This is a genomic window from Bacillus thuringiensis, from assembly GCF_022095615.2.
In the GTDB taxonomy this organism is placed as follows: Bacteria; Bacillota; Bacilli; order Bacillales; family Bacillaceae_G; genus Bacillus_A; species Bacillus_A cereus_AG.
In genome coordinates, this window is record NZ_CP155559.1 from 429,472 (window position 1) to 450,973 (window position 21,502).

The window sequence follows — 21,502 nt, forward strand, 5'->3', positions numbered from 1 at the left end:
TAAAGAACCTTAATCCTTTTTTACGATAATATGTAATGGGTAAGGTGTATTCACCTTACCCATTTTTTATATATACAATTAAATAAGGCTTTATACTGTTGCTCTCTCTATTTAGCTTATGAACTATAAGTAGAGGAGAGAAAAAAATGAGTATATTAACAGTAGAAAATTTAAGTCATTCGTATGGTGAGAAAACCATTTTATATAATGCATGTTTTCGACTATTAAAGGGCGAGCATGTTGGGTTAGTTGGGAAAAATGGAATTGGAAAATCAACATTGTTAAGGATTTTAACAGGAGAACTTATACATGATGACGGAAACATTGAATGGTTTCCACATGTGAAGATAGGTTTTTTACAGCAGCATATGGATTTACAAGAAGGAATAACAATTGAGAGATACTTACAAAGTGCATTTTCTAATCTGTATGCGATTGAGTCTGAAATGTTAAAAATTGCTGAAGAAATGAATGGAGCAGGAGAAATAGAAAAACTGTTAGTAAAGTATGGAGAATTACAAACTATATTAGAAAGTTCTAATTTCTATCAAATTCATACTGAAATTGAAGAAGTAGCAATCGGCTTAGGCTTACTTGAAATAGGTTTGAAAAAGGATGTTTCACAGTTAAGTGGAGGACAGCGAACAAAGTTATTACTTGGGAAGCTCCTTTTAGAAAAAGCTGATGTTTTATTGCTAGATGAGCCAACAAATTATTTAGATACAGCTCATATAGAATGGTTGCAATCGTATTTGAGACTGTATGAAAAAGCTTATGTGATCATTTCACATGACGAAGTATTTTTGAACAGTATTACGAATGTTATTTATCATCTAGAAGAACGGAAAGTGAAGCGGTACGTAGGAAATTATGAAAAATTTGTGCAAAGTTATCAATTGCAAAGGAAACAATTACAATCGGCGCATGCGAAACAACAAAAAGAAATTGCTCAGTTAGAAACATTTATTCAAAAAAATAAAATTCGAAAAGCGAAACAGGCTAAGAGTCGAGAGAAAGTATTAGAGAAAATGCAAAGGATTGAAAAGGTTAATCATGTAACTCGATCCCGTTTTGATTTTACTGTTTATGAGGAGCCAGTAAGTCGTATATTGCAGGCTGAGAAACTAAGGATAGGTTATAGTGATCCATTATGTCCAGAGTTAAATTTACAAGTGAAAAAGGGAGAAAAGATAGCGATTGTTGGTCATAATGGAATCGGAAAAACGACGATGTTAAAAACGTTATTAGGCCAAATAAAGCCGCTAAGTGGTTCGATTTCTGTTGGCGAGCGAGTAAATCCTGCCTATTTTGCACAGGAAGAGTTTGCTTCAGAAACAACACCATTAGAGAAAGTTTGGGCAGAACGACCAGATATGACCAGGAAAGAAGTACGCCAAGCACTAGCAAAGTGTGGCTTGAAAGAAGAGCACGTATTAAAACCTATTCGTTTATTAAGCGGCGGAGAACAAACGAAAGTGCGTTTATGTGAACTTATCGTAACGAAAAGCAATGTTTTAATTTTAGATGAACCGACTAATCATTTGGATATAGAAACAAAGAAGTCTTTGCAGGAAGCGTTACAACAATATACAGGAACAGTTTTACTTGTCTCACATGAGCCTTCTTTCTATGAAGCGTGGATCACAAAAGTATGGAATATAGAAGAATGGAACGCTGAACAATATGAATAAAGAAAAGGCCTTAGCTTATATAAGCTAAGGCCTTTTCTTTGTGATTAACATGATTTTCGAGAACTCTTACATGAGAATTGTATGAAGAAGCACTCTTATGGTGCGCTTATAAGCGTGCTTTTTCTTATATTATTTTTATATTTAGATGCCTTTCCCTAATAGGCGACTATCTTTCTTTGTATATATAGATAGTTTGAAATGGAATGAAAAATAATTCCTATATGTAAAGGATAAAGTGATTAGTATAAGAAGACAATAGAACTGAAAGGAAATTCATGTAAAGTTCAGATGAACTTCACATGAACTTCATATTAGAAACTAAATATAATTATAATAGGTTATCGTAATATATATTTGTAATTTTTCATGAAATTCAAACTTTAGTGAAATGATTAATGGAGGCTATGTTTAGTTTTCGCTAATGGATGCATTTAAAAGTTCAGTAGGATTGCCTGTTCCAGCTCCTCCGATTGTAACAGATCCACCAGGAAGAATTTCACCATTCCATCCTGCATTCGTAATTACGTAATGATTATTTATTTTACTACTGATTTTAGAATCCCAAACTTGTGTTAAATTGCCGTTATAATCAAATTCTAATTTCCAGTTTTTAATAGGGGTCGTTCCACTATTTTTAATTACAATCGAGAAGTTGTAACCACTTCCCCAATTTGAAGTGACTGAAAAGGTAGCATTGCTATTTCCACCAGGAGGTGTTGTGTTAGCGTCATCTGTTTTTACAAGAATGGAAGTAGGCTGTGATTTATTCCCAGCAGCATCCTTTGCTAATACTGAAAAGGTGTATTCTGTATTAGGTTTTAAGTTTTTAATTGTAATACTATTTGTTGTTGTACTCCATTTTTCTTCTCCGGCAGTAATTTCATATTCAGTAACTCCTACGTTATCAGTAGATGCAATCCAGTTTAATTGAACTGAGTTTGAATTTTTATTTGTAACAGCAATATTTTTTACGTTTGTTGGTGGTTCAATATCTTTTTGAGTAATAGGTCCACCAAGTAATTCTTTTACTAGCGTATCAAGTAATTTTGGTCCACTACAACTATATTTTGGACTTGTACGGCAATCCCCGCTTAGCTCCCAAAACATTGCGCCACTTAAACCCTTTGTCTTTATATAGTCTGTTTTATATTTCATAGATTCGTTGTCATCATAGCTAATAAATGTGCCTGTAGTCGCATTATATAAATAAGGTACTTTCGCTACATCGTTCCAGTGGCGAACAAAACCATTTTTATTAACATAATTAGCTGCTAAATCACCATAATCGTACACACCTGTGTCACCGGTAGAATAATCATCCCAAGTACCTTTAGAAGCGAGCTTTCCGTCACTACCTGGTTTACAAGGTTGGTATTGCCCATTATTTTCTTTTCCGCAACTTTTCCATCCACGTCCGTAAAAAGGTACACCTAATACGAGTTTATCCGCTGGAACCCCTTCATTTGTATAAATGTCTATCGCACCATCTACGTAAAATTTTGTATCTGTTGCGGGGTCATTTGGATCTTTGTATAGTGCAGCATTATGGTTAGAAGTAGCTTCCCATCCACCATGGAAATCATATGTCATAATATTAATCCAATCAAGTATTTGAGAGATCTTCTTTAGCTCCGTATGATCCGCATAACGTTGGCTTGCACCTGACGCGATTGTTAGTAAATATTGTTTCCCATCTTCTGCACCAGCTTTCGTTAATGCATTTCGAACATCTTGAAGGAGTAGGGTGAAGTTTTGTTTATCTTCAGGACGATAACTACCACCAGGAATTGTTTCAACACCCGGGTATTCCCAGTCTAAATCAACGCCGTCAAATCCATATTCGCGAAGAAAAGCTACTGTAGATTCGGCGAATACTTTTCTTGTTTTTTCATCAGCGGCCATATCAGAAAAGCGGTTAGACCAAGTCCAGCCACCAACTGAAATAATTGTTTTTAAGTGAGGATACTTAGCTTTTAATCGTTTCAGTTCTCCGAAATTTCCGCAGCGGGCATATTTATCACAATCTTCCCAAGTTGTACCCGATCCCGGATAAGATTTTGTGACATCAGCCCATGGTTCACCGAGTACGAGAGTGCCATTAGGGACCTCTTTATTTTGCAGTGGTACACCAGATTCTTTACAGTTCCATGTTTGTTTATTTGGATTATCGGGGTGAGTAGAAGGGTTTCCATGTTTTCCATTCCAGCAAATATCAGCGAACGCATAGTTTAAATGAGTTAGCTTTGACGCATCAATGTCTGCAACTTGATAATTACGTCCGTAAATACCCCATGAAGGAAAATACCCAACAATTTTTTGACCTTGCTTTGGTGAATCTGCTAATGCGAAATTTGGAGTAGTAAAGTTTGTGAGAAAAAGAGGTAAGAAGAGTAGTAGGGATAGTAATAGCAGTGTGAATTTTTTTGATCTCATAGTCATTTCTCCTTTCAAAATAAAAGATATATTTAAAGGCATACGCCAATAAATCAAAATGGATCTAGACGTATGAAACGTCTAGATAAAGTGAAACTTTAATCAGTGGGGGGCTTCATCCCCCACTGATTATTAGTTGAACCAATCGGACTTTTAGGGGCAGTTGATCCCCCACCTAACTTCTTTGCTTTCGCTAAAGTTTGAGGTGGGGGTCTTACTGCCCATTAAAGCGGGATAAAAATGATCAGACATCACGAAGTCTATACAAGAGAGCTGGGGGTGATTAAATCGTAGCAAATGTAAGATTTAGTGTAAACGCTTTATTTGATTCAAAAAGATTTTCTCAATATGAAATGGCTCTAACACAGACTACACATGAAAATAAAATATTGATTAGGGAGGAAAAGGCTCCTTGTAATTAAATTTGAGAAAAAATTGTATAAAGTCAATTTGTAATAGCGTAGCAAGATGAGAAAATATCATGTAAAATAATAGTAAAAATATGTAAAGGAGCGAATGGTGTGGATGTCTTTTTGAACATTGCTGAAGAAAAAATTCGACAAGCAATACGGAATGGAGACCTTGATCATATTCCGGGAAAAGGAAAACCACTACAATTAGAAGACCTTTCAATGGTACCTCCAGAACTTAGAATGAGTTATAAAATTTTAAAAAATGCGGGCATGATTCCACCAGAAATGGAACTACAAAAAGATATATTAAAAATAGAAGACTTAATTGCGTGCTGTTATGATGAAGCAGAGAGAAAAGAATTACAAGAAGAGTTAACAGCAAAAACGCTGCGTTTTCAGCAGGTAATGGAAAAGAGAAAGATTAAAGATAGTTCAGCTTTTCGTATGTATCAGGATAAAGTATTTCGTAAATTAAGCTAAGAGGGATAAGATGAATACATTTGAAACGATAGAAGAATTAGCGACATATATTGAAGGACAACAATTAGTACTGCTGTTTATTAAAACGGAAAATTGTGGTGTTTGTGATGTTATGTTAAGAAAAGTAAATTGCGTATTAGAGAATTATGATTACGTAGAGAAAGTAGAAATATTACTACAAGACATGCAAGAGATAGCGGGGCGATATGCAGTATTTACAGGACCAACAGTTTTATTATTTTATAATGGAAAAGAGATCCTTCGTGAATCACGCTTCATTTCACTTGAAAATCTAGAAAGAACCATTCAATTATTCGAAGATTAAGGGAGGCTTTTATATGGAATTTATTATTGTCATACTATTATTTGTTGTAGTTGGAACGATCGTAACAGCAGTTCGATCAAACAAAAAGAAGGTAAATCTTACAAAACAAAATAACATTCATAATTCATCCAACAGCTCATCACCATTATTTTTCTTTGCTGGATCGGATAATGATAGCTCGCACGATGGAGGTTCACATGATTGCGGAGGTTCTTTTGGTGGAGATAGTGGAGGTAGCTGCGGTGGTGGAGGCGGTGGTGATTGATGAGAATACGCCTTATAGGGGGCGTATTTCTTTTTAAACAAACGTTTGATTAGTTGGCTTACATATGCATAACAACAGTTAAACAAACGTTTGATTAATATTTTTAACGTACTAAGGGGAATAGAAATGAAAAGGGAACTGAAAGTGAAAAACAAGGGGAAAGTAGTGTTATTTTTATTAGCTGCGGGAGGCGTAGTTCTTGTTAAATTAGGATTTAAAATTGGAATCATACATATGATTCGAACGTGGTTTGAAAGTACGTTTTCTTAAATAAGGAATATAGCCTCTTGCGATAGAGGTTTTTTATTTGTTATTATTAGACTGAACGGTCGGTTTAAAGAGGTGTGAATATGAGAAGAAGCGCAGAAGAGATAAAGAAAGAAATTGCCTATAAAGCAGAAAGTCTGTTTTCACAGAAGGGCTATGCAGCTACATCTATGGAAGAGATTTGTGAAATTACAGAGAGAAGTAAAGGAAGCATTTATTATCACTTTAAAAGTAAAGAAGAATTATTTTTATTTGTAGTGAAACAGCATACGTATGATTGGCTTGAAAAATGGAATGAAAAAGAGAAGTTGTATAGTACGAATACTGAAAAACTATATGGTCTCGCGGAATATCATGTCGAGGACATACAGCAGCCCATTTCAAATGCAATAGAGGAATTTTCTATGAGCCAAGTTGTAAGTAAAGAGATTTTGGATGAACTATTGGCTTTAACTAGAGAATCATATGTTATGTTTGAGAAACTAATTGAAGCAGGCATACAGTCTGGAGAGTTTCGTGAAGATAATACGCGTGATCTTATGTATATTGTGAATGGATTATTATCGGGGCTTGGAGTACTTTACTACGAGTTAGATTATAAAGAGCTGCAACGTATTTATAAAAAGGCAATAGATGTATTGTTAAAAGGAATGGCAGCTGAATAATAGGTCAGTTGCTTTTCTTACGAAATAAATTAGACCGAACGGTCGGTTTATGAAAGGAGAATGAAAATGAACGCTTTATTTAAAAATCGAGCATTTATGCTCGTTATGGTATCTGATATTTTACAACAATTTGCAATTTGGATTAGAAATATGGCTCTTTTGTATTTCATAATGGAGCGAACGAATAATGATCCAGTTTCCGTTTCATTGTTATCGGTTATGGAATATGCACCTATTTTTATTTTCTCGTTTATCGGTGGTGCGCTAGCTGATCGCTGGAATCCGAAAAGAACAATGGTTGCTGGAGATGTATTAAGCGTACTGTCCATTGTAGGAATTGTCTTGTTGTTAAAGCTGGATTATTGGCAGGCTATATTTTTTGCAACACTCATTTCCGCGATTGTAGGCCAGTTTTCTCAGCCATCATCTTCGCGTATATTTAAGCGCTACGTAAAAGAAGAACAGGTAGCAAATGCAATTGCATTTAACCAAACGTTACAGTCATTATTTATGATTTTTGGACCAGTGGTAGGGTCGCTTGTGTATACACAACTTGGTTTATTTACGTCACTATATAGCTTAATCATTTTATTTTTGTTATCTGCTATAGCCCTTTCATTTTTACCAAAATGGGTGGAACAAGAGCAAGTGGCGAGAGGTTCATTAAAAAATGATATAAAAGAAGGATGGAAATACGTTCTTCATACGAAAAATTTACGTATGATTACGATTACTTTCACCGTTATGGGCTTAGCTGTTGGACTAACGAATCCATTAGAGGTATTTCTTGTAATAGAGCGCCTTGGAATGGAAAAGGAAGCTGTTCAATATTTAGCTGCAGCTGATGGAATCGGTATGTTAATCGGTGGTATTGTTGCTGCAGTTTTTGCTTCAAAAGTGAATCCGAAAAAGATGTTTGTATTCGGTATGAGCATATTAGCAATGTCATTTTTAGTAGAAGGGTTATCTACATCATTTTGGATTACTAGTTTCATGAGGTTTGGAACAGGTATTTGTTTAGCTTGTGTTAATATCGTTGTCGGTACGCTTATGATTCAACTTGTACCAGAAAATATGATTGGAAGAGTAAATGGAACAATTTTACCACTGTTTATGGGGGCAATGTTAATCGGAACTTCACTAGCTGGAGGATTGAAGGAGATGACCTCACTAGTTACTGTATTTTGTATAGCAATGTCACTTATTTTATTTGCGATAGGTCCGGTTTTGCGTATGCAAATAAAGAAAGAAGATATTGTGAATCGAGAGGAAATGACGAATTGATTCGTTTCGGAATAGCTATTGTAAGGGGGCTGAATTGCTCCCTTTTCTTGTGGCAATCTTTTGACAACGACATGCCCCAACTATATACTGATGATGTAAAAACGATTTTACAGGTTAGGAGCAATGGTGTGAAAAATCAAATCTATGAATTACGCACTGAAAACAATATTTCACAAGGTGCATTGGCTGATAAGTGTAAAGTTTCTAGACAGACGATAAATGCAATTGAGAATAATAAATATGATCCAAGCTTAGCGTTAGCATTCCGTTTAGCTGAAGTATTAGGAACAACTGTTGATAAACTATTTTTGTACAAGCTGTAGGGGGAGTAGTTGTTGGGGAAAGAGAAAATAAGCTTTGTAGTTACGGCATTAGTAGCTATAAGTACGTTAGTGTTTGCACTTTATTATTGGTTAACTGAACTTCAAGTAAACTGGTATGCACTATTTATTTGTAGCATCGCATTACATTATATGTTTAAAAGTTTGGCATCGCATAATGTGGAAGGGACAACGGAGGAGAAAGAAGATGTAGAAAAACATGTATTAAAAACAAGTGCAAATGTTACGTATTATGTACTTGTTGTATTAATTTTTGGTTTGTTTTTCGCATCGGTAGGTTTTAATAAATGGATTGATTTTCATAACATACCGCTTTTGTTTGCGTTATGCGCTGCGATAGTTGTAAAGCCGGCTGTAGAATTTTTAATTGTAAGACGTTATCGCTAAAAATAAAGAAAAGATCCTCTTCTCATGAGAAGAGGATCTTTTTCTTATAGCGTTTTTGTCTTTGGGCTAGGTGGTGTAACGGATGTATTATTTTCAGGAACTCTAGTTAATAAGAATCCACCGATAACGAACAGTACAATAATACTAAGGACACCAGCGTTTGTTTTTCCCGTTAATTGCGTCGTAACACCGACTAATACGGGACCCATAATCGCTGCAAACTTACCAAAGATATTATAAAATCCGAAGAATTCATTTGCAGATTCTTTAGGTACTAGTTTTGCAAAATAGGAACGACTAAGTGCTTGAATACCACCTTGAGAAGTTGCAACTAACATTGCTAAAATCCAGAAATCGAGTGTCGTTTTTAAGAAATAAGCATATGTGCAGATAATGATATAAATAATAATACCGACATATAGCATTTTTTTACCTGTAAATGTTTCTGATAATTTTCCGTATAATAAAGCGAATGGACAAGCTACAATTTGTGTGACAAATAAGATGATTAATAGATTCGTTGCACTAATACCGAGATCTGTTCCGTAAGCGGTAGACATAGTAATAATGGTATCGACCCCGTCAATGTAGAAGAAATAGGCGATTAGGAACATGAAGACTGTTTTATATTCTTTAATATTTTTAAAAGTATCAGCAAGGCGTTTGAAGCTCATTGCAATTGGTCTTGGATGGCGTTCAATATAATGTGTTTGCTCTACGTTTTTTAGCATTGGAATTGTAAATAATCCCCACCAAAGAGCTGTTATTGCGAATGAAATTTGACTAGCAATGCCGACCGATAAAGGGATAGTGCCTTTTTGAGCAAGAATAATAAGGGCGATACAGCCGATAAAAGGAATTGTGCTCCCAATATAGCCTAATGCAAAGCCTCTTGTAGAAATTCGATCCATTCTATCTTTAGAGGTAACATCTACTAAAAATGCATCATAAAAAATGTTTGCTCCAGCAAAACCGACTAATGCGAGCATGTAGCATCCTAGTAATAAGTACCACTGAGATGTTGGGACGACTGCTAGCATACTTGTAAATACGATACCGAGTCCAAAGAAGAATGTGAAAAATCGTTTTTTAAATCCTTTATAATCAGCAACTGTGCCGAGAATAGGGGCAAGTATAGAAATTAAAAGTGTAGCGAATGAGTTTGCGTATCCCCAATATGCTGTTGAAGTTGCACCAGATAGCCCAGCTTCTTTTGCAGCTGCCTTAAAGTAAATTGGGAATAATGCAGTTGTAATGACGAGTGAATATACGGAGTTCGCCCAATCGTATAATATCCAGCTTTTTTCTTGTCTGGACATTTTTTTCATATAGTGTTCCCCCTTAAATTTGTTCTACTAACAGTGTACAAAAATAAAAATTATAAAAAGAGAAACTGTGATGATTTTTACATAACTTTTACATGTATACACAGTTCTTTACAATTGGAGTAAATCCTCTACAATTGATCCGTCTGTTTCACCTAAGTGTAAACCGAGTAGTCTAGCGATAGTTGGGCCTTCATCAATAAGTCTCATATACGGGATGATGACACCGCTTTTTATCCCTTTCCCAGCAGCGATAAAAATTGTTTCATAGTTAGGTTTTGTTGGAGAGTATCCATGTGTACCAAATGTATATTTTTTACTAGGCGTAACATCTTTTTCAGTAATTTCTTTTATAAAATCTCCTGTATAGTTTTCAGTGAAATAATATCCTTCACGCGCTTCTAACATAAATAAACAATTACCATCTGCACCGCAGTCTTTTGCAGCTTCATCATGAAGCATAAATTCAATACCGTTTTGTTTATTTTGAAGCAGTTCTTCAAGTAGTAGTTGTACGTCTCGAATTGTATCGGTATCGTTCTTGTCTTTCACATATACGTAGGCAGATCCGTCACAACTTTGGCAATAGGCCTTCCAGTCTACTAATTTTCCTTTTGAATTTATAGATATAAGCCCTTTTTGATGAAATAGTACATTTAATTGGATGGCTTTGTTTTCACTTAAAGCGCTATGGTCACCAAGAGTGATAATTGTACTCTCTTCGTATAGGTCACTGTCTTTTAAAGCTTGAATAATTTTCCCTAGCCGTTCATCATGTCTATGAATTGCGGCTATTGTTTCTTTGGATTCAAAGCCGTGATAGTGTCTTTGGGTATCTAAATCGGTGAAATGTACAAACATGACATTAGGCTTTTTTGTCTGGATTGTATGCACAGCAGAAGCCAGTACGAAATTATCGAGTTCAGGCTGTGATAAGCCATTTCTTATATGGCCAAAACGCTGATTCAAATCTAATTGATATAGAGGGCTACCGCTAAATAATGAAACTAAAACTTGATTTTGCCACGGTCTATTTGGAAAAATTTCAGGTAAATTATAATCAATATTTGCTCTGCCGGTAACAGGCCATAGAAGGGCAGCTGTCGTTAAATTTGCTTTACGTGCTTCATCGTATAATGTTGTTCCTTTAATGGATTTTCGGTACCAATGCCAATCTGGTGACTCGCGTCCAGGTTGAAGTAATGTATTGCTAACTACGCCATGTTTATTAGGATAGTTTCCAGTAACGATTGTTGAGTGACTTGGATATGTTACAGAAGGATAAATAGGTTCCACTTTTTTCGCAATCGCGCCCTTGTTTATTAATGTTTGGAAATTAGGAAGTTTTTGTAATATAGGAAAATCTAAAGCTGATAAGCAATCGAAAGATAAAATAATGACGTGGTTTGTTAATGCTTTATCCATAAAGTTCCCTCCTGATTATATAAAACCTATTATTATATATTACTATTAATACCTAGTAATAAAAATATATTTTTAGGTGAAAATTTATTATTTATTTTCAGAAAAATTAAACATATAATTAAGTATAAGGGAATCTATGGAAGGAGGAAACACTATGGAGTGGTTAGATGGATTTAGTATCTTTTATATCATTGGCGGAATTACGATTATCCTTGTATTTGCTATTTCGTATTTACTAAAGAAACGGTTTCCAAATAAACAGTTCGATATTATATTTGCACTTAGTTTAATACTTCTTTGCTTAGCATCCTTTCCGGTTACAATGATGGTGATTGGTGGATGGGAAGGAATGGGATATGGATTTATTGGTTTCTTCGTTCTACTTGGTACACTTATCGGTATGATTGCACATCAACTTTTAAAAATCACGAGAAAAAGCTACGTATAAAACTGCAAAAAACGAAAAGAATATATAGAAATTAGAAAATTAGCTATTGTTTAAAAAAAGAATTTGTATTATGATAATCAACAAATTTATTTCGTTATAACGATGAAAAAGGACTAGTACATGTTCAACCTTTTTAGCAGAGAGAGAATCCGCCCGGCTGAAAGATTCTTAAAAAGGCGATATGGAACCTACCTTTGCGTTCTGCATATGCAGCGGGAATTTCCCGTTATCAAAAAGAGAGCATGCGCAATTTTTGTGCATGAATCAGGGTGGTAACGCCGGCAAAGCTCGGTCCCTATTTAGGGATGCGGGCTTTTTTGTATTTTCTAGAAGGAGGAAGACTGACTATGGCAAAAGAACAAGTACAAGCGATTACGAAGATGGAAGAGGATTTTGCACAGTGGTACACAGATATTGTAAAAAAAGCAGAACTTGTTGATTATTCAAGTGTAAAAGGATGTATGATTCTACGTCCGTACGGTTATGCCTTATGGGAAAATATGCAGAAAGTTATGGATGAGAAGTTAAAAGCAACTGGTCATGAAAATGTGTATATGCCAATGTTTATCCCAGAGAGTTTATTGCAAAAAGAGAAGGACCATGTAGAAGGGTTTGCTCCTGAAGTAGCATGGGTGACACATGGCGGGGATGAAAAATTAGCGGAGAGACTTTGTGTACGCCCTACATCTGAAACTTTATTCTGTGAACATTTTTCAAAAATTGTGCAATCCTATAATGATTTGCCAAAGCTATATAATCAGTGGTGTTCAGTAGTTCGTTGGGAAAAGACAACGAGACCATTCCTTCGTACAACGGAATTCTTATGGCAAGAAGGTCATACGATCCATGAAACGGCAGAGGAATCTCAAGCTGAAACGTTACATATTTTAAATCTATATGCTTCTTTCTGTGAAGACTACTTAGCGATACCAGTAATTAAAGGACAAAAGACAGAAAAAGAAAAGTTTGCGGGTGCAAAGGCTACTTATACGATTGAAAGCTTAATGCATGATGGGAAAGCACTTCAAACAGGAACATCTCATAACTTTGGAACGAATTTCTCAGAAGCATTTGATATTAAGTTTTTAGATCGTAACGGTAAGTGGAAATATGTACACCAAACATCTTGGGGTGTATCAACAAGAATGATAGGTGGACTTATTATGGTCCATAGTGATAATAATGGGCTTGTAATGCCACCAAAAGTTGCTCCAGTGCAAGTTGTTATCGTACCGATTGCGCAGCATAAAGAAGGAGTTTTAGCGAAAGCAACAGAGTTACAAGAACATATTCAAAAGGTTGCACGAGTAAAAATAGATGCTAGTAATAAAACACCAGGCTGGAAATTTAATGAGTATGAAATGAAAGGCATTCCAATTCGATTAGAAGTTGGTCCTAAAGATATTGAAAAGAATCAAGTCGTACTTGTAAGAAGAGATACGAAAGAAAAAGAATTTATATCAATGGATCAATTAGAAAAACGTATTCCAGCACTACTTGAGGAAATTCATAATTCTTTATTTAATAAGGCAAAAGTATTTCGCGATGAGAATACGTATAGTGCGACGAATTTCGAAGAGATGAAAAAAGTAGTGGATGAAAAGCAAGGATTTATTAAGGCAATGTGGTGCGGAGAGTTAGCTTGTGAAGAGAAACTAAAAGAAGAAATTGGAGTATCTTCACGCTGTATGCCTTTTGAGCAAGAGCAATTAGCTGACGAATGTATTTGTTGTGGCAAAGAAGCTAAGCAAATGGTGTATTGGGGAAAAGCGTATTAATGCTCTTTTTGATAGAGGATGAAAAGGACTTTGGGTTGCATAATAAAATGCAATCCAAAGTCCTTTTTAGTTTTATAATTTGTTTCATGTATGTTTTAGATGGAGGGATGTGTTTTATTTTGCATTTTTACGGCGAATAAATAGTAACATACCGATTAGGAATGTTGAAAGTCCCATTAAAATAGATGCAGGATAATGTGTTGCCGTATTAGGTAACTTATCGCCTTGTTCTGTCGCATTATCTTTTACATTACCACCTTGAGAGCCGTTGCCCCCCTGAGAACTGCCATCGCCTTTAACGCGGTTGCCGCCTTGAGAGCCATTACCACCTTGAGAACTGCTATCGCCTTTAACACGGTTTCCACCTTGAGAACCGCTACCGCCAGAACCGTTGCCACCAGAGCCATTGCCGCCAGAACCACTGCCACCAGAGCCATTGCCACCAGAACCGTTGCCACCAGAGCCACTGCCATCAGAACCGTTGCCACCAGAGCCATTGCCACCAGAGCCATTGCCACCAGAACCGTTGCCGCCAGAACCACTGCCGCCAGAACCACTGCCGCCAGAACCACTGCCATCAGAACCGTTGCCACCAGAGCCGTTGCCGCCAGAACCGTTGCCACCAGAGCCGTTGCCACCAGAGCCGTTGCCGCCAGAACCGTTGCCACCAGAACCGTTGCCACCAGAACCACTGCCATCAGAACCACTGCCATCAGAACCGTTGCCACCAGAACCACTGCCATCAGAACCACTGCCATCAGAACCGTTGCCACCAGAGCCATTGCCACCAGAACCGTTGCCGCCAGAACCGTTGCCACCAGAACCACTGCCATCAGAACCGTTGCCACCAGAGCCATTGCCACCAGAACCACTGCCACCAGAACCGTTGCCGCCAGAACCGTTGCCACCAGAACCGTTGCCACCAGAACCGTTGCCGCCAGAACCACTGCCATCAGAACCGTTGCCACCGGAACCACTATCGTCCTGAGAACTATTGTTTTCTGGTGGCTTATTATTATCTTTTGAGTTGCCTTCTGCTAAATGATCGTTATTTTGTACAATTGCGTTTGTTGCTGGAGAGAAGTTTTCAGTTGCTGCATTACCGATATTTAAACCGCTAAAAAAAGATAAAGAGAGTGTTGATGCTAAAATGAAGATTTTCGTCATTGTTTTCCTCCTAAGAAATTAATATTCCATCTAAAATACATCCCTTTGTAATATTTCTTAGGAAAAAGAGTTTTATGCAAAAAAAACTATATATAGAAAAAGGTGGTGTATTTCTGAAGAGAGAAAAGAGTTAGTGTAAATTCTTTATAATAGTAGAGTGGTGAGAATTTTACACGCATTACAATAGAGGAAGTGACAGCATATGAAAGAATATATTGCATTTGATATTGGTGGTACACAAATCAAATATGGAATTGTTTCAGAAACAGGAACAGTACGAAAGCATAAAACAGTTTCAACAGAAATTCATTTGGGTGGGGAACAAATCATTCAAAAACTTATTCTTCTATCCAAACAATTAATGAATGAACATACGATTTCAGGAATTGGCATTAGTACTGCGGGAATTGTTAATATTCATAAAGGGGTTGTAACGGGAGGAGTGGAGCATATTCCGAACTACGCGACTATTCCTATTATTGATAGATTGCAAGGGGTATTGCAAGTACCTGTGTCCGTTGAAAATGATGTGAATTGTGCAGCTTTGGGTGAGAAGTGGAAAGGTATTGGAAACGGAAAAAGAAATTTTATTATGCTTACTCTTGGAACTGGTATTGGAGGAGCAATTTTTATAGATGGAGAGTTATACAGGGGACATTCTTTTAGTGCTGGTGAATGGGGAAATATGTTAATAGAAGGAAAGCAGTTTGAAGAGGTCGCTTCCATTTCAGGGTTAATTCGTCTTGTGCGAAAATATAAAGGTGAACGTGATTGGAATGGAAAAACGATTTTCGAACTGTATGATAAAGGAGATAGAGAAGTTACGCAAGCGGTTGAGGTTTTCTTTAAACATTTAGCGATTGGAATTAGTAATCTTGCTTATATTTTTAATCCAGAAATGATTGTTATAGGTGGAGGAATTACTGATAGAGGAAATAAGTTCTTAAAAGAAGTAAAAGAGGAAGTAGAAAAATATTTAAATAAAGAGATTTATAGTAATTGTGAGATTGAACTTGCACAAAACGGTAATTGTGCAGGAATGATTGGTGCTATTTACCACTTCTTACATCATCATAAGTAAATTATATGAATGTTTTCATATAACTGAGAATTTATCCTTTTTATCACTAGGTAAATAATGCTACAATATAAGAGAAGAATACAATATTTTCCGCCTTGGAAAATGCTTTGTAGAAAGGAAGAAACTGCATGCCTATTATTTTAGAAAAAGGTCAAAAGATCGATTTAACGAAAGGACAACCCAAAGTAGCAAAACTACAGGTTGGCTTAGGCTGGGATCCAATTGGGCAATCAGGTGGGTTTCTGTCTTCATTATTTGGAAGTAAACCAAATGTAGATTGTGATGCATCTGTTGTTATGTTAGAAGGAGATCGCTTTTTAAACAAAAACGATTTAGTTTACTTCGGAAACAAGCTTTCTACTTGTGGTAGTATTATTCATTCAGGAGATAATTTAACAGGTGAAGGCGCTGGTGATGACGAAACAATTTTCGTAGAATTACATAAAGTTCCGAGCCGTATTAATCGTTTAGTATTCGTTGTAAATATTTATGACTGTGTAAATCGTCGTCAAGATTTCGGGATGATTCGTAATGCATATATTCGAATTCAAAGCCCGCAAACTGGTGAAGAATTAGCACGCTATAATTTATCGGATAATTATGCTGGCAAAACGACTCTAATTGCAGGTGAAATGTATCGCCATGGAAGTGAATGGAAGTTTTCAGCTGTTGGAGAAGGCACACAAGATAAAAACTTAAGTGAGATTGTATCACGTTATCAATAAAATAAACCGAGGAGGAATTGAATATGGCATCAATTTCATTGAAAAAAGGACAAAAGGTAGACTTAACAAAAACAAATCCAGGTCTTTCAAAAGTTCTTGTAGGACTTGGTTGGGATACGAATCGTTATGACGGACAAAACGATTTCGATTTAGATGTTAGTATTTTCTTAGTAGGTGCTAACGGTAAAGTTTCAGGTGCAGAGGATTTCGTTTTCTATAATAACCCTAAAGGTGCGAATGGTGCTGTCGAGCATTTAGGAGATAATCGAACTGGTGACGGTGAAGGTGATGACGAAGCGATTAAAGTAGATTTAAAAAATGTACCTGCACATATCGAACGTATTTGCTTCACAATTACAATTTATGATGGAGAAGGCCGTAGCCAAAACTTCGGGCAAGTTTCTAACTCTTTCGTACGTATTTTAGATGAAGAAAAGAATGCAGAATTAATTCGTTACGATTTAGGAGAAGATTTCTCTATTGAAACAGCTGTTGTAGTAGGTGAATTATACCGTCATGCAGGTGACTGGAAGTTCAATGCAATCGGAAGTGGATTCCAAGGTGGATTAGCGTCTCTATGTAATAATTTCGGTTTAGATGTAGAGTAATAGATTTATATATCCATCAGTAAACAGATGTGTACTGATGGATATATTTTTAAGATTAAAATATAGAGGTGAATATAAATGGTAATTCAATTGCAAAAAGGACAGAAGATTGATTTAGGTAAGACAAGCCCTGGTTTAACAAAAGCAGTAATTGGTCTTGGGTGGGATTTTAAATCTTATGATGGTGGATCAGATTTCGATTTAGATGCATCTGCTTTTTTATTGGATGCGAACGGAAAATGTACGAAGGAAACTGATTTTATCTTCTATAACAATTTACAGTCTCCTTGTGGATCTGTTTTACATACAGGAGATAACCGTACAGGTGAAGGCGACGGGGATGACGAGCAACTTGTTGTAGATTTGAAAAAGGTTCCATCAGATGTTCATAAAATTGCTATTACAGTTACAATTTATGATGGAGAAGGCCGTAACCAAAACTTTGGACAAGTCGGAAACGCATTTGTTCGTTTAGCAAATGAAGAAACGAATGAAGAAGTTCTTCGCTTTGATTTAGGGGAAGATTTCTCCATCGAAACAGCAGTTGTCTTTTGTGAATTATACCGTCATAATGGACAGTGGAAGTTTAATGCAGTAGGAAGCGGTTTCCAAGGTGGCTTAGGCGCGCTTGTAAGAGCGTATGGCTTGGATGCATAGAAAGGAAACGATATTCGTTTCCTTTTTTTGACCTTTCTATAAATCTAGCAAAGAATAGGGGATAAAGGTAAGATGAGTATTTTGCAAGGAATCCTTGATACGTATGCTCAGTTTTTCGACTTGGACATGTGGATTAAAGTGTTGCAAGATCCAGTATCTTGGGGATTAATAGGTACACTTGTTGTACTTGAAGGTTTGTTATCTGCTGATAATGCACTTGTATTAGCAGTAATGGTAAAACACCTTCCGGAAGAAAAACGTAAAAAGGCATTATTCTATGGACTTATTGGAGCTTATGTATTCCGATTTATTGCGATTGGAATTGGAATGTTCTTAATTAAATTAGCGTGGGTAAAAGTGTTAGGTGCACTTTACTTAGCTTGGCTTTCAGTTAAATACTTCATTGATAAAAGAAAAGGTAATGCAGAAGAAGAGGAAGCTCATGGTATGAACCAAAACAGTATTCTCTTCAGAATGTTTGGTGTCTTCTGGGGAACAGTTGCGATGGTTGAATTAATGGATATCGCGTTCTCTGTAGATAGCGTACTTGCTGCATTTGGTGTATCAAATGAAGTTTGGATTCTATTATTAGGTGGAATGCTCGGTATTTTAATGATGCGTGGTATCGCTGGTGTATTCTTAAAATTGTTAGAGCGTATTCCAGAACTTGAAACGACAGCATATATTTTAATCTTAATTATTGCAGTAAAAATGTTACTGTCTGTTATTCATATTGAAATAAGTCATATGCTATTCTTTATCATTTTAGTTGTAGCATTTGGAGCAACATTTATACTTCACTACATGAAGAATTCTGGACAAGCTAAAGAAGAAGTTGCAGCTACTAAAGAAGACAATAAATAATTGAAATGGGTTTGCTCGTTTTACGAGCGCCCATTTTTTATAACCAAAAATAGTTTATAATAGAAGAAAGACTTAGAAAAAACGTAAATGTTTTTGGAGGTGAACTGTTGTGTTTTCACGTTTTACACTTCAACCATATGGATTAAAAGATGAATCAGATTTAAAGCAATTTGAAACACTTTTAGAAAAACGCCCACAATATGAACTGACAGAGAATGAGATGAAATTTAGTTATATAGCATGTCGAATCCTTGGCGTTCCTAATGATGTAGATGAATATTTTAATGAGCTATTTGATTATAGTGAAGCGAAAGGAATCGAAGTTTTACACGAACAAAATTTAAACAAAGTGATTGATTCGGAAAAGCTTCGTCATATTCAAGAAGTGTTCGGATTACATCAAGAAGCACCAAACGGTCTGACAGTAAATAGGCTAGTGGCACACTTATCTGGGAAACAACTTTTACCGAAAGTAGACAATCCTGACTTACAGCATTATATACATACGACGTTTATTTCTGTATTGAAATTGTATGAGAAACAACATAACCAATCGTTAAAAACAGAGGGATTCCGTCGTTTCTTAATTGATATAATTAAATTAAGTGAAAATTACGTAGCGAAGTGGTTTTCTACGGTTAATTATAAGAAACAAATGCCGCGTATCGTTTGGTATGGTGATGCGACGGAAAGCCGTATATATTTCTTATACTTCCTTATTATGCTCGGCTGTGATGTACTTTATTATCATCCAGAAGGAAAAGATGGATTTGAGAATGTTGATGAGGAAGGAAGAAGTTTTGTTGTGTCTCATTCAGGTCGCATTTCTCTTGAGCCATTTCCAGATCGCCGCCGCGAACGTGTTGCAACAGTAGCGTATCAAGCTTCAAAAGAAATTGAGCAAGTACTTCACCACGATAATTCACTGCTGTACAAGCCGTGGCAGTTCCGCTCGTATACGCCTGTAGCTCGTACGCTCAAAACAACATACGATGAACTCTTTTTAATTACGAAAGAAAAGGCATTTGTACGCCCGACATTCTTTGTTGAGAATAAACACATTTATATTCCTTCTTTATTTGCAAAAATATCAGGTGTTTCAAAGAATGATAAAGAATATTTTCAGCGACTAAAGGCTGTTACATCATTTGATAACAGTTTATTAATTAATACATTCCCGTTTACGAAAGAACAAAAAGCAAATTTCCAATATCATTACCGAGATGCTTTAGACCGCGGGGGAAAATTACATCCAGATTTAATTATGAACAGTCATTGGTGGCCGCATAAACGATTGCCAGAAGGATTACAACATGGTATTGCAGAAGCGATTATCCATACGTGTGAAAGTGAAATGTGTAAACCAATTGCAAAAGAGACGAAACAAGATGTAGCGTTATATGTTTTCGCGCAACTTTCTCAAATACCACCGAATATTTTAGAACAGCTTGAGAAATTTGATTATTCACAAGATGTACCGAAAATTGTTATATTTAATAATGAGAAGAGTGGGGAATTAACTCGTTCGGATGCTGTTTTACTCCTATTTTTAAATCAAATAGGAGTAGATGTATTCCACTTCAATCCAACGGGACGAAATGATATTGAACCGTATATTGATGCAGCAGCATTTGATTCACATTGGCTTGAAGAAGTTAATTTCGATCTTGAGTTTCATGGTTCATCAGCCTATAAAAATTTATCACAAACAATAAAAGGACTATTTCGTCCATTTTTATAAGGAAAGGGAGAATACCATATGAATAACCCAGTCGTACTAGATTCGAAAACAGAATTAAATGAGCAAACAGCACAAGATGTTCGCTTGCAACTTAGACAAGATGCGGATGTACAACGTATTTATAATGCGGTAGATATTAAAGACCAATTAGAATTAATTGAGCTTGGAAAAGAACCTTCTATGGAAATTTCACGCTTTGCAGATCAAATTTTACATACAATGTCTCTGTCAAAAATAGAAGACTCTGGTGAGTTATTAAAACAGCTTGGTAAAATTATGGACCGATTCGATAGCAAAGACTTTGCGGAAGAGAAGAGTGGTTTCTTCTCACGTATGTTCAAAAAAGCGGATAAAATGATTGAACAAATCTTTAGCAAGTATCAAACGATGGGCCGTGAAATTGATAAAGTGTACGTGGAAATTACGAAGTATCAAGATGAAATGAAAAAATCAATTGGTACGTTAGACGGGTTATATGAGCAAAACTTAAAATATTACTTAGACTTAGAAAAATACGTAGTAGCAGGAGAAATGTTATTAGATCGTTTAAATACAGAGCTAGTTCCGATGTATGAAGAGCGTGTACGTAATAATGATCAATTAGCAGGTATTGAATTAGAGTCGCTTAAAAACTCTGTGGAAATTTTAGAACAGCGTATTGACGATTTAGAAAAGGCACGCATGGTTGCTTTACTTACAGCACCACAAATTCGTATGATTCAACGTGGTAACAATAAATTAATCGGTAAGATCAATACAGCATTTATTACAACGATTCCTATCTTTAAAAATGGTATCATTCAAGCGGTGAATGCGAAGCGTCAAAAGCTGGTTGCAGATTCTATGGCTGAACTGGATCGTCGTACAAATGAATTACTTAAGAAAAATGCACAAAATATTGCAACGCAAAGTGTGGAAGTGGCAAGGTTATCAGGCTCTTCTAGTATTAAGATGGAAACACTTGAAGAGACTTGGAACATTATTTCAAGAGGTATGCAAGAAACACAACAAATTGAAGAGCAAAACAAACGTGAGCGTGAAGAAAGTCGTAAGCGTATGGCTACATTAACAGAGAACATCAAAAAAGAATTACAAGGATAAATGAAAAGGCAAGGAGGACTATAGTCCTCCT

General features: G+C 36.1%; 22 protein-coding genes and 1 other annotated feature. Of the genes, 18 read left to right on the top strand and 4 right to left on the bottom strand.

The window, feature by feature from the left end:
• Positions 1-146 precede the first annotated feature (146 nt).
• Positions 147-1,691 (top strand): ABC-F family ATP-binding cassette domain-containing protein, encoded by a 1,545-nt coding sequence (locus KZZ19_RS02215; RefSeq protein ID WP_237981973.1) that lies wholly within the window; start codon positions 147-149, stop codon positions 1,689-1,691.
• Between the two features lie 408 nt (positions 1,692-2,099).
• On the opposite strand, the gene KZZ19_RS02220 is transcribed toward KZZ19_RS02215, so the two are convergent.
• Complete coding sequence (locus KZZ19_RS02220) at positions 2,100-4,124, bottom strand: glycosyl hydrolase family 18 protein (RefSeq protein ID WP_237981974.1); 2,025 nt, start codon at positions 4,122-4,124, stop codon at positions 2,100-2,102.
• 521 nt (positions 4,125-4,645) lie between these two features.
• On the opposite strand from KZZ19_RS02220, the gene KZZ19_RS02225 reads away from it, so the two are divergent.
• The 8 genes from KZZ19_RS02225 to KZZ19_RS02260 all read left to right on the top strand — a co-directional run bounded on the left by KZZ19_RS02225 (position 4,646) and on the right by KZZ19_RS02260 (position 8,551).
• Complete coding sequence (locus KZZ19_RS02225) at positions 4,646-5,017, top strand: DUF1992 domain-containing protein (protein ID WP_237981975.1); 372 nt, start codon at positions 4,646-4,648, stop codon at positions 5,015-5,017.
• A 10-nt stretch (positions 5,018-5,027) separates the two neighbouring features.
• Positions 5,028-5,342 (top strand): thioredoxin family protein, encoded by a 315-nt coding sequence (locus KZZ19_RS02230; RefSeq protein WP_002063639.1) that lies wholly within the window; start codon positions 5,028-5,030, stop codon positions 5,340-5,342.
• 13 nt (positions 5,343-5,355) lie between these two features.
• The gene (locus KZZ19_RS02235) at positions 5,356-5,607 is read left to right on the top strand and encodes a hypothetical protein (RefSeq protein WP_000394370.1); all 252 of its coding nucleotides are present in this window, start codon (positions 5,356-5,358) and stop codon (positions 5,605-5,607) included.
• Between the two features lie 126 nt (positions 5,608-5,733).
• Positions 5,734-5,877, top strand: a complete 144-nt coding sequence (locus KZZ19_RS02240) for a hypothetical protein (RefSeq protein ID WP_000817921.1) — start codon at positions 5,734-5,736, stop codon at positions 5,875-5,877.
• A gap of 80 nt (positions 5,878-5,957) precedes the next feature.
• Positions 5,958-6,539 carry a TetR/AcrR family transcriptional regulator gene (locus KZZ19_RS02245; RefSeq protein ID WP_001254436.1) on the top strand — a complete coding sequence of 194 codons (582 nt, stop codon included), beginning with the start codon at positions 5,958-5,960 and terminating at the stop codon, positions 6,537-6,539.
• A gap of 66 nt (positions 6,540-6,605) precedes the next feature.
• Positions 6,606-7,823 carry an MFS transporter gene (locus KZZ19_RS02250; RefSeq protein ID WP_088094997.1) on the top strand — a complete coding sequence of 406 codons (1,218 nt, stop codon included), beginning with the start codon at positions 6,606-6,608 and terminating at the stop codon, positions 7,821-7,823.
• 71 nt (positions 7,824-7,894) lie between these two features.
• Positions 7,895-8,146 carry a helix-turn-helix transcriptional regulator gene (locus tag KZZ19_RS02255; RefSeq protein ID WP_088095051.1) on the top strand — a complete coding sequence of 84 codons (252 nt, stop codon included), beginning with the start codon at positions 7,895-7,897 and terminating at the stop codon, positions 8,144-8,146.
• 12 nt (positions 8,147-8,158) lie between these two features.
• Positions 8,159-8,551 carry a hypothetical protein gene (locus tag KZZ19_RS02260; protein WP_237981976.1) on the top strand — a complete coding sequence of 131 codons (393 nt, stop codon included), beginning with the start codon at positions 8,159-8,161 and terminating at the stop codon, positions 8,549-8,551.
• 44 nt (positions 8,552-8,595) lie between these two features.
• On the opposite strand, the gene KZZ19_RS02265 is transcribed toward KZZ19_RS02260, so the two are convergent.
• Positions 8,596-9,879 (bottom strand): MFS transporter, encoded by a 1,284-nt coding sequence (locus KZZ19_RS02265; protein WP_237981977.1) that lies wholly within the window; start codon positions 9,877-9,879, stop codon positions 8,596-8,598.
• Between the two features lie 108 nt (positions 9,880-9,987).
• Positions 9,988-11,301 carry an ectonucleotide pyrophosphatase/phosphodiesterase gene (locus KZZ19_RS02270; protein ID WP_237981978.1) on the bottom strand — a complete coding sequence of 438 codons (1,314 nt, stop codon included), beginning with the start codon at positions 11,299-11,301 and terminating at the stop codon, positions 9,988-9,990.
• A gap of 154 nt (positions 11,302-11,455) precedes the next feature.
• Here KZZ19_RS02270 and KZZ19_RS02275 point away from each other — a divergent pair, with 154 nt between their 5' ends.
• On the top strand, positions 11,456-11,749 hold the full coding sequence (locus KZZ19_RS02275; protein WP_140392327.1) for a YesK-like family protein: 294 nt from the start codon (positions 11,456-11,458) through the stop codon (positions 11,747-11,749).
• A 93-nt stretch (positions 11,750-11,842) separates the two neighbouring features.
• Positions 11,843-12,049: a binding site (T-box leader), on the top strand.
• A gap of 47 nt (positions 12,050-12,096) precedes the next feature.
• Positions 12,097-13,527, top strand: a complete 1,431-nt coding sequence (gene proS, locus KZZ19_RS02280) for a proline--tRNA ligase (RefSeq protein WP_088095002.1) — start codon at positions 12,097-12,099, stop codon at positions 13,525-13,527.
• A gap of 114 nt (positions 13,528-13,641) precedes the next feature.
• Here the strand turns inward: proS and KZZ19_RS02285 are convergent, their stop codons facing one another.
• A complete protein-coding gene (locus KZZ19_RS02285; RefSeq protein ID WP_348638022.1) occupies positions 13,642-14,694 on the bottom strand; it encodes an LPXTG cell wall anchor domain-containing protein in 1,053 nt (350 codons plus the stop codon).
• Between the two features lie 202 nt (positions 14,695-14,896).
• On the opposite strand from KZZ19_RS02285, the gene KZZ19_RS02290 reads away from it, so the two are divergent.
• The 7 genes from KZZ19_RS02290 (at position 14,897) to KZZ19_RS02320 (ending at position 21,471) form a co-directional block, all read left to right on the top strand.
• Positions 14,897-15,775 carry an ROK family protein gene (locus tag KZZ19_RS02290; protein ID WP_237982190.1) on the top strand — a complete coding sequence of 293 codons (879 nt, stop codon included), beginning with the start codon at positions 14,897-14,899 and terminating at the stop codon, positions 15,773-15,775.
• Positions 15,776-15,903: 128 nt separating this feature from the next.
• On the top strand, positions 15,904-16,500 hold the full coding sequence (locus tag KZZ19_RS02295) for a TerD family protein (RefSeq protein ID WP_087979302.1): 597 nt from the start codon (positions 15,904-15,906) through the stop codon (positions 16,498-16,500).
• 23 nt (positions 16,501-16,523) lie between these two features.
• Positions 16,524-17,108 carry a TerD family protein gene (locus KZZ19_RS02300; RefSeq protein ID WP_000146724.1) on the top strand — a complete coding sequence of 195 codons (585 nt, stop codon included), beginning with the start codon at positions 16,524-16,526 and terminating at the stop codon, positions 17,106-17,108.
• 78 nt (positions 17,109-17,186) lie between these two features.
• Entirely contained in the window at positions 17,187-17,765 is a 579-nt protein-coding gene (locus KZZ19_RS02305) for a TerD family protein (RefSeq protein ID WP_088095004.1), read from the top strand.
• 72 nt (positions 17,766-17,837) lie between these two features.
• Positions 17,838-18,629 (top strand): TerC family protein, encoded by a 792-nt coding sequence (locus tag KZZ19_RS02310; protein ID WP_088095005.1) that lies wholly within the window; start codon positions 17,838-17,840, stop codon positions 18,627-18,629.
• A gap of 109 nt (positions 18,630-18,738) precedes the next feature.
• Positions 18,739-20,370: a YceG family protein gene (locus KZZ19_RS02315; RefSeq protein WP_088095006.1), complete on the top strand. Its 1,632-nt coding sequence runs from the start codon at positions 18,739-18,741 to the stop codon at positions 20,368-20,370.
• A gap of 18 nt (positions 20,371-20,388) precedes the next feature.
• Complete coding sequence (locus tag KZZ19_RS02320; RefSeq protein WP_001064411.1) at positions 20,389-21,471, top strand: toxic anion resistance protein; 1,083 nt, start codon at positions 20,389-20,391, stop codon at positions 21,469-21,471.
• Positions 21,472-21,502: the final 31 nt, after the last annotated feature.